This is a genomic window from Bacillus sp. SIMBA_074, assembly GCF_046534555.1.
Lineage (GTDB): Bacteria > Bacillota > Bacilli > Bacillales > Bacillaceae_G > Bacillus_A > Bacillus_A mycoides.
In genome coordinates this window covers 1-269 of record NZ_JAWRYM010000566.1, presented here as the reverse complement: position 1 = coordinate 269, position 269 = coordinate 1, and the positions used below count along the sequence as shown (strand labels likewise).

The window sequence follows — 269 nt, the reverse complement described above, 5'->3', positions numbered from 1 at the left end:
GTAGTGATGCGTCAAAAATAGGGATTGCAGAGGGCGACACGGTTCGTGTGTGGAATGACCGCGGGGAATGCGAGCTTGTTGTATCCGTTGGGGAAAATGTGCTCCCAGGTGTAGTAGTAAGTCAGGGGCTATGGGCAGATTCACCACAGCATTTTGTGAACGCACTGACTCCGGATCGGATTGCAGATATGGGCGGTGGAGCTACATTCTTTTCAGGTCGGGTGGATGTTGAAAAGCGCTAACGCCTGTCCAGCGCCTTTTCTGCTGAA

Annotated in this window: 1 protein-coding gene; it reads left to right on the top strand. The window is 52.4% G+C overall.

The window, feature by feature from the left end; genetic code table 11:
• On the top strand, positions 1-242 hold a 242-nt coding region (locus SB773_RS31995; RefSeq protein ID WP_410594367.1), incomplete at its 5' end, for a molybdopterin dinucleotide binding domain-containing protein.
• Positions 243-269 lie beyond the last annotated feature (27 nt).